General features: G+C 74.2%; 6 protein-coding genes and 1 pseudogene. 3 read left to right on the plus strand and 4 right to left on the minus strand.

Annotated features, from left to right (window positions below; all coding sequences use genetic code 11):
- Positions 1 to 486 (plus strand): P-loop nucleotide/nucleoside kinase family protein (locus C1A33_RS14885; protein ID WP_243407567.1); only part of this gene is annotated, 486 nt, incomplete at its 5' end.
- Between the two features lie 225 nt (positions 487 to 711).
- On the opposite strand, the gene C1A33_RS14890 is transcribed toward C1A33_RS14885, so the two are convergent.
- Positions 712 to 1,347: a response regulator gene (locus tag C1A33_RS14890; RefSeq protein ID WP_101832101.1), complete on the minus strand. Its 636-nt coding sequence runs from the start codon at positions 1,345 to 1,347 to the stop codon at positions 712 to 714.
- A gap of 283 nt (positions 1,348 to 1,630) precedes the next feature.
- On the opposite strand from C1A33_RS14890, the gene C1A33_RS14895 reads away from it, so the two are divergent.
- Complete coding sequence (locus tag C1A33_RS14895) at positions 1,631 to 4,144, plus strand: diguanylate cyclase domain-containing protein (RefSeq protein WP_101832102.1); 2,514 nt, start codon at positions 1,631 to 1,633, stop codon at positions 4,142 to 4,144.
- On the opposite strand, the gene C1A33_RS14900 is transcribed toward C1A33_RS14895, so the two are convergent.
- From C1A33_RS14900 to C1A33_RS14910, 3 genes are all read right to left on the minus strand, one after another.
- Positions 4,122 to 6,686 carry a DEAD/DEAH box helicase gene (locus C1A33_RS14900; protein ID WP_101832103.1) on the minus strand — a complete coding sequence of 855 codons (2,565 nt, stop codon included), beginning with the start codon at positions 6,684 to 6,686 and terminating at the stop codon, positions 4,122 to 4,124. The genes C1A33_RS14895 and C1A33_RS14900 overlap by 23 nt on opposite strands.
- Positions 6,634 to 7,014, minus strand: coding sequence for an FDXHR family putative zinc-binding protein (locus tag C1A33_RS37945; protein WP_423748077.1), 381 nt, complete (start codon positions 7,012 to 7,014; stop codon positions 6,634 to 6,636). Before C1A33_RS37945 ends, C1A33_RS14900 begins: the two co-directional genes overlap by 53 nt.
- Before the next feature lie 112 nt (positions 7,015 to 7,126).
- Positions 7,127 to 7,384 carry a hypothetical protein gene (locus tag C1A33_RS14910; RefSeq protein WP_133150677.1) on the minus strand — a complete coding sequence of 86 codons (258 nt, stop codon included), beginning with the start codon at positions 7,382 to 7,384 and terminating at the stop codon, positions 7,127 to 7,129.
- Between the two features lie 318 nt (positions 7,385 to 7,702).
- On the opposite strand from C1A33_RS14910, the pseudogene C1A33_RS14920 reads away from it, so the two are divergent.
- Positions 7,703 to 8,570: pseudogene (locus C1A33_RS14920) on the plus strand (DNA polymerase); the annotation flags it as partial.

Here is an 8,570-nt window from a genome sequence, read left to right on the forward strand (position 1 = left end):
CGTCACCGATCTCGACGAGCCGCCGACCAGGGTAGAGACGTTCCACGCAGGCCCGCGGACCCGGCCGCGGGCCACCCCGGACCGCGGGCGCCGCAGGGAGCCGGGTACGGGGTCGGGCGCTACGCGCCGGCGATCACCGACGCGACCTACGCCGAGATGCTGCGCCGGGCCCGCGCGGCGCTGTGCCGCGGCGAACGGGTGGTCCTCGACGCCTCCTGGTCCAGCGCGCGCCACCGCCAGGCGGTCGCCGACCTCGCCGCGGACGTCTGCGCCGACCTCGTCGAACTGCACTGCGTCACCACCCCGGAGGTCGCCGCCGCGCGCATCGCCCGCCGCCTCGCCGCCGGCCCCGACCCCTCCGAGGCGACCGTGGCCATCCACCGGGCGATGGCGGCCCGCGCCGACCCATGGCCGTCGGCGACGGTCGTGCGCACCGCGGTGTCCGTCGCCGAGGCCCTGCAGACCGTCCTCAACCGTCTGGACTGACCCCGCAGCCGGACTGACCCCGCAGCCGGGGCCGCGACGTCCGGACGACCGGTCCACGGCTGTCGCCAGGCGGGCGACGACGTCCCGGCTTCGCGCCGTCTCGTCAGCAAGATAATCAACGATGTTGACGGCGTGGCGCCGCCATGATCAACCCCGCTCCGGGTGCCGCTCTGGCCGGCGGCCGACCGGCAGGCTCACCGGCCGGCACGCGGGCGACGACGGACGCTACTTGTCGATGCGGGTGGCGTAGACGGCGGCCTGGGTGCGGCTGGACAGCTCCAGCTTCTCCAGGATCGCCGAGACGTAGTTCTTCACGGTCTTCTCCGACAGGTGGATCCGGCCCGCGATCTGCCGGTTCGTCAGGCCCTCGGCGATCAGGACGAGGATCTGCCGCTCCCGCTCGCCCAGGGTGGCGAGCTTGCGGTCCTCCGTCGGACCGTCCCGCAGCCGGGTCAGCACCCGCTGGGTCACCGCCGGATCAAGCAGCGACCGCCCCGAGGCGATCGTGCGGATCGCCCCGACCAGGTCGGTGCCCCGGATCTGCTTGAGCAGATACCCGGCGGCCCCCGCCATGATCGCGGCGAACAGGGCGTCGTCGTCGTCATACGACGTCAGGATCAGGCAGCCGATCTCGGGGTGCGCCGAGCGCAGGTCGCGGCAGACGTCGATGCCGTTGCCGTCCTCGAGCCGCGCGTCGAGCACGGCCACGTTCGGACGGGTGGCGGGGATGCGCCGCAGCGCCTCGGCGGCCGTGGACGCCTCGCCGACGACCTCCACATCGGCGGTCTCCGAGAGCATCTCGCGGATCCCCCGACGGACGATCTCGTGGTCATCCAGGAGGAAGACCCGTACGGTACTCACACGGTGACGATACCGCCCGCCACGCCCACCCCGGCCCACATCGACGGGTGACACCGGCGGCAGGGGCCCGTCCGTGCGGTGTGCGTGCCCACCCCGCGCCAGCCCCGCATCCCCACCGCGATGGCCACGTCGCGCGGTGATCGCGCCACGGACCGCAGAAGTCCTCGCGGTGCGTAGTTGTGCCATCTCGCAGTGTTGGTCCTGTGGTCCCAGGGGGGAACGTCGGAAAGGAGAGGTCCGGTCGCGGGCCCGACGACGCACGCCGTCCACCGGCCGAAACGAGGTGATCATCACGGATGCGAAGGTGGGCGCGGCGGGTCCCGCGCAGCGCGCCGCCCCATCGGCCCGACCCCGCGCGTCCGACGTCCGGCCGTCCTGGCGCTGGTTCGCCGCGGCCGCGGCCAGCCTCGCCGCCACCGTGGCGCTGTTCGTCACGCTGCCGGGAACCTCGGGCATCCTGGCGGGCCGCGCGGTCACGGCCCTGATGCTGCTCGCCGTCGCCGTGGCCTGCGTGCGCACCGGGCACGGCCTGCCCGGCCGGCACCGGCGCTGGCGTCTGGCGCTCGCCACGCCCGCGCTGGTGATGGCCGTCACCGGCATCTACACCGTCGCCGTCCCGCCACCGGTGACGGTGTTCACCGGCCCGGTGCCGTTCAGCTACGGCCAGATCGCCTACGTCATCCCCACGGCGCTCGCCCTGCTCGTGCTGTTCCTCTATCCCGCGCACCCGCAGGGCCCCCACCACGTCCGCACGACACTCGGCGGCAACTGGTGGCTCACGACCCTGCTCGACGGCCTGCTCGTCGTCGGCTCGATCGGGGCTCTGGCCTGGGTTTTCGTCCTGCGCGACGTGATCGACGCGGCCGCCGGCGACGTCGAGCACCTCGTCGCCACCCTGACGATCTGCGCGGCGAACCTGGTCGTCGTGTGCGCCGTCCTGGTGCTGTGGATCTTCCGGCGGCCGACGCCGCCGGTCGGGTTCGCCCTGCTCGGCACCGGACTCACGCTCATCAGCGTGCAGTTCCTCGGGGTCACCGCCGCCGTCACCCGCGGGCACGCCTCCCCACCGTCGACCGAGCTCCTGTGGACCGTCGGCGCCTGGTGCCTGCTGCTCGCCTGCCTGACACCCGTGCGCCCCCGGCCCGGGCGCCCCGCCGACCCGTCCGAGACCATCGGAGCGGGCCGGCGGGACCTGACGCTGCGCTGGGCGTATGCCCTGCTGCCCCTGCTTCCGCTGATCGTCGCCGGGCTGGTCGGCGTCCTCGACGTCCTCGACGGTGCGGGGCCCGACGTCGTCGACGTCATCGGCCTGTTCGGCCTGTTCGTGCTCGGCCTGGGCCGGCAGATGCTGATCATCGCTGACAACATCGGCCTGCTGCGCCGGCTGCACGGCAGCGAGCGCCAGCTTCGCCACCAGGCCTTCCACGACCCCCTGACGGGCCTGGCGAACCGGACGCTGTTCGGCGAGCGCCTCACGGTCGCCCTCTCCGACCAGCTGCGCGACGGCGACCCGCTGGCCGTGCTCTACGTGGACCTCGACGACTTCAAGGGTGTCAACGACACCCTCGGCCACGAGGCGGGGGACCGTCTGCTGCAGGTGACCGCCCGCCGCCTGACCCACGCGGTGCGGTCGGGGGACACCGTCGCCCGCCTCGGCGGCGACGAGTTCGCGATCCTGCTCGCCCCCGGCGGGGACAACCCCGCCACCGTCGGCAGCCGCATCCTGACCGCCCTGCGCGCCCCGGTGCTGCTGTCCGGATCCCGCCAGCGGGTGGGCGCGAGCGTCGGGCTGGTGGTGGCGCAGGCGGTCGAGGAGCTGTCGGCGGAGCTGCTGCTGCACCGCGCCGACGCGGCGATGTACGCGGCCAAGGCCGCCGGTACCGGCAGCCTCACCATCTACGACCCGAGCATCGAACGCGCCACGCCCGCCGCCGGATCCCCCGCCGCCACGGCGAGCTCACCGCGGCTCGCCCTGACCCGCGCGCTGCGCGGCGAACCGGGCGACGGCGAGCTCGTCGTGCGCTACCAGCCCATCGTCGACCTGCCCGGCGGGCACCCCGTCGCCAGCCAGGCCGAGCTGTGGTGGTGCCAACCCGCCCACGGCGACATGCCGGCCGTCGCCCTGGTCCAGGCCAGCGAACGCGGCGGCCTGCTGCCCGCCCTCACCCTCGCGACCCTGCGCCGCGTCTGCGCCGACCTGCCCCGGCTGCGCGGCGGGGACACCCCGCCACCCGTGTACCTGCCCGTCCCGGCCACCGTGCCCCTGCCCGCCACCTTCGTCACCGCGATCGCCGGGGCACGCGCTGACGGCTCGCTGCGCACCGGCGACCTCGTCGTGGAACTCATCGGCGCCGAACCAGGCACCGACCCCGTCGACCTGCGCTGGCCGGGCCGGCTGCACGACCACGGCGTCGGCCTGTGCCTGTCCGGGTTCGGATTCGCCGACGCCTATCTGGACCTGCTGCGCGTCCTGCCGGTCGAGACGGTGATCCTCACCGCGGAGATGACCGCCACGTGGATCGCACCCCACCTCACCGCACGCGACGTGACCGTCCGCGCCGGCCTCCTGGGCATGCTGCGCGCGCTGCGCGTCGACATCATCGCCGCCGACCTGCCCGGACCCGACGACGTCCGCCGGGCGGTCGCCCTCGGTATCACCCGCGCCCGCGGCCACAGCACCCCCCACCTCGGCACCCCCCACGCCGACGCGCCCCGCTCCGGGGCTCGGGCGCCCGGCGGGCGGGGGCCACCGGGCGGACCAGCGGCGGGGCCGCTCACAGGCGGTCGACGGCGATGATCCGCACGGCCGCGACCCCGGCCTCGTCCGAGGCGGCCAGATCGATCTCGGCGCTGATGCCCCAGTCATGGTCGCCGGCCGGATCGTCGAAGATCTGCCGCGCCGTCCACACCGGGCCGTCCTCGGTCAGCAGCAGCATCGCCGGTCCTCGCGCGTCCGGTCCGGTGCCGATCTCGTCATGCTCGCCGTAGTAGCCCTCCAGGGCCGTGCGCCAGGCGTCCGCGTCGAACACCGGACCCGCGGGCGCGCCCTCGCCGCCCGCCGCCGGTCCGTCGAGCTCGCCGAGCAGGTCATAGCGGCGCAGCGCGGCGAGCTCCACCCGGCGGAACAGCGCGTTGCGCACCAGCACCCGAAACGCCCGCAGGTTGCGCGTCACCGCCGGCGGACCGCCCGCCGCCGTCCCGACGGCGGCCGCGGCGGCCTCGTCACCCGCCGCCGGGTCGCGCAGCTGCTCCCACTCGTCGAGCAGGCTGGAGTCGGTCTGGCGGACCAGCTCGCCCAGCCATTCCGTCAGATCGGCGAGCTCCTCGGTGCGCGCGTCCTCGGGAACGGTGTGCCGCAGCGCCTTGTACGCGTCGGCCAGGTAACGCAGCAGCAGCCCCTCCGAGCGGGCCAGCCCGTAGAACGACACGTACTCGGCGAACGTCATCGCCCGCTCGTAGAGCTCCCGCGCCACCGACTTCGGCGCCAGCTCGTAGTCACCGACCCACGGATGACCGCGGCGGTAGGTCTCGAACGCCGCCCCCAGCAGCTCGCCCAGCGGGCGTGGGTAGGTGACCTCGTCGAGCAGCTCCATGCGCCGGTCGTACTCGATCCCCTCGGCCTTCATCGCCGCCACCGCCTCCCCGCGGGCCTTCTGCAGCTGGGCGTGCAGCACCTGGCGCGGGTTGTCCAGCGTCGACTCCAGCACGCTGAGCACGTCGAGGGCGTACTGCGGCGCCGCCGGGTCCAGCAGTTCCAGCGCCGCCAGCGCGAACGGCGACAGCGGCTGGTTGAGCGCGAAGTCGAGCTGCAGATCCACCGTCACCCGCACGCTGCGGCCCAGCTCGTCGGGGGTGTCCAGGCGCTCCACCACCCCGGCCGCCAGCAGCGCCCGGTAGATCGCGATCGCACGGCGGATCAGCCGGCGCTGCGTCGCCGCGTCCGAGTGGTTGTCGGTGAGCAGGTGCCGCATCGACGCGAACGCGTCCCCGGGCCGGTTGATGACGTTGAGCAGCATCGCGTGCGACACCGTGAACTGGCTGGTCAGTGGCTCCGGTTCGGCGGCGATCAGCCGGTCGAACGTCGGCTCGCCGTAGCCGACCGTGCCCTCGGGGGGCTTCTTGCGCACCACCCGGCGCCGCTTCTTCGGATCATCCCCGGCCTTCGCCAGCGCCTTCATGTTCTCCACGACATGATCCGGTGCCTGCACCACCACGTTGCCGACCGTGTCATAGCCGGCCCGGCCCGCCCGGCCGGCGATCTGGTGGAACTCCCGCGCCGTGAGCAGCCGCACCTTCGACCCGTCGTACTTCGACAGCGAGGTGAACACCACCGTGCGGATCGGCACGTTGATGCCCACCCCGAGCGTGTCCGTCCCGCAGATCACCTTCAGCAGCCCCGCCTGCGCCAGCTGCTCCACCAGCCGGCGGTACTTCGGCAGCATCCCCGCGTGGTGCACCCCGATGCCGTGGCGTACCAGCCGGCTCAGCACCTTCCCGAACCCGGCGGTGAACCGGAACCCGCCGATCGCCGCCGCGATCGCGTCCTTCTCGCCACGCGAGGACACGTTCACGCTCATCAGCGCCTGCGCCCGCTCCAACGCCTGCGCCTGGGTGAAGTGCACCACGTACACGGGTGCCTGCCGGGTCTCGAGCAGCTCACCGATCGTCTCGTGCAACGGCGTCGTCACGAACCGGTAGAACAACGGCACCGGACGCTGCGCCGAGCGCACCACCGCCGTCGGCCGCCCGGTGCGCCGGGTCAGGTCCGCCTCGAACATCGACACGTCGCCGAGCGTCGCCGACATGAGGACGAACTGGGTGCGCGGCAGCTCCAGCAGCGGCACCTGCCACGCCCAGCCCCGATCCGGATCGGCGTAGTAGTGGAACTCGTCCATCACCACCTGGCCGACGTCGGCCGCCACCCCGTCACGCAACGCGATGTTCGCCAGCACCTCCGCCGTACAGCAGATGATCGGCGCCGTGTCGTTCACCGACGCGTCGCCCGTCATCATCCCGACCTTCGACGCACCGAACATCGCGCACAGCGCGAAGAACTTCTCGCTCACCAGCGCCTTGATCGGCGCCGTGTAGAACGTGCGCCGCCCGCCCGCCAGCGCCGCGAAGTGCGCGCCCGCCGCCACCAGGCTCTTGCCCGACCCGGTCGGCGTGGCCAGGATCACGTTCGAGCCGGTGACGATCTCGATGAGCGCCTCCGACTGGGCCGGATACAACTCCAGGCCCTGCTCGCCGACCCAGGCGGCGAACGCGTCGAAAAGGAAGTCCGGGTCAGGCTCGGGGGACGCCGGCGCGGGGGCGGGAAGGTGGTCGGTGAGAGTCATGGTTGTTCGATCGTGCCTGACCGCCGCCGGAAGCACCCGCCCGGGCGGCGGGGGAGGCGCGCAGGGTCCGCCCCGGCGGCCGTTCACCGTCGACCAGCCAGTACCCGCGATCCTCGCGCAGACCCACCCGCGGCGGCGGCTCGCACCGGCCGTTCACCCGATGTGCGTCAAAGCCGCTGGTCGTCCCCGCGAACGTCGCGTGGCAGGCCCGGCAGTGCGCGGCCGTCAACGCCGTCCACCGGACGTCACACCCACCGCAACTGATCAGCATGGGGCGCTCGTAGTCGATGTCCCGCCCCGCCATGATGAGTCCACCCCCCGCGCGCATTTCGGCTCCCCGTCGGGGATTGTCACCGCTCCAGGTTTCCAGCGCGGGTATTTCCGCTTTCCCGCGTCGCGTCCAGTGGGCGCGACGCGACCGGTGCCGGGGGCGAGGACGGTCAGCCGGTCATGTCGCACGGGCCGTCCTCACGGCCGTCCTCCGTCCTGCCCGCAGTGCGCGCGCCATCCTCGCCGAGAACGCGGCGCGCCAGGTAGCGGCGCGGCGGCGGGATGCGCACGGGGCGCGCCCAGAACAGCTCCATCGTCGCGGGCACGGCGACGACCCCACCCCAGCGCCGGCCCCCGACGCTCCAGACGGCCGCACCATCGCAGTCCGCAAGCGGCCCCCACCGCCAGACGGGCATCACCGGCGTCATCACCATGTCATACGGCCCGCCTGGCGACAGCCGCGGGCCGTATGACGCCCGGCCGCCGGCGCGGTCCGCGTCGTCCGGTGGCTCGGGGCGGCCACAGGACGAGCGTCGGCTGGCCGTTGCCCCCGCCGACGGACGCGAACCTGCACGGCCGCGCCGACCGTTGGGAGGCGCGCCAGAAGCACCCGCATCCGCAGGACGTGGACCAGCCCGACCAGCCCGACCAGCCCGCCGATGATCGCCAACATGCCGAGGACGGTCAGCGTCCGGGGGAGCCGCACGCCCACGCAGACCGTCGGACCCGGCGGCGAGAATCGCGTTATGACGTCGGTGCAGGGCCGTGCCCACCCGTACCCTGCCCACGATCCGCTCGCCCGGCTGTGGGCCGCGTTCGACGGCCCCCGTCGGATGCTCGCCCTCGTCGTGCCCGCGGGGCAGCCGCGCGGGTTCGCGCTTGCCTGGTCCCCGCGGCCCCCCGCGGAGAAGGTCCAGGAGCTGTGGATACGGACGGAGCCGGGGGAGACGGCGTGGCTGCTCGCCGAGATCGAACGGCGGGTCGCGCCACGCTGGGTGTGGTGGTCGGCGCGGCCCGCCGCCGAGATCCCGCTCGGTGCCGGCGTTCGCCTCGCCGCCTGCTGGGACCTCGGCGCCGTCCACCGCCTGCTGCACGGCGGCCGGCGTGGCGACCCCGGCGCGGTGTGGGCCGCCGCCACCGGCCGACCCGAGCCGCCCGCACCGTCCTCCCCGCACCGCTCCCGCGGCGTCCCAGGCCAGCTCGACCTGTGGGACACCGCGGCGAAGGACCTACCCGGCGCCGGGCCGCCCGCGACCCCAGCCCCGCCGGACGGCGCCGCCCTGGATGCCGCGGGCCACCTCGACACCGACTGGCTGGCCCGCGCCGCCACCCCCGACGAGGCGCTGCGTCGCGCCGGCACCCTCGCCGCCCTGGCGCTGCGCGTCCAGGCACACCAGGAGGCGGCACTGCGCGGCCTCGGCGACGCCCGCGCACGGCCTGGCCACACCCCGCTGCCCGTCCTGACCGCCCACGCCGAGTCGGCCGCCGAACTGCTCGCCCGCGAACTCGAACGCGACGGGCTGCCCGTCGCCCGCGCCGCCGCGCAGACCCTGCTCACCGGCCTGGTGGGCCCACCCCCACGCACCCCCGCCGACGTGGGTGTCGAGCCAGCGG

The sequence above is a fragment of the Frankia canadensis genome (assembly GCF_900197875.1).
GTDB classification, from domain to species: Bacteria; Actinomycetota; Actinomycetes; order Frankiales; family Frankiaceae; genus Frankia; species Frankia canadensis.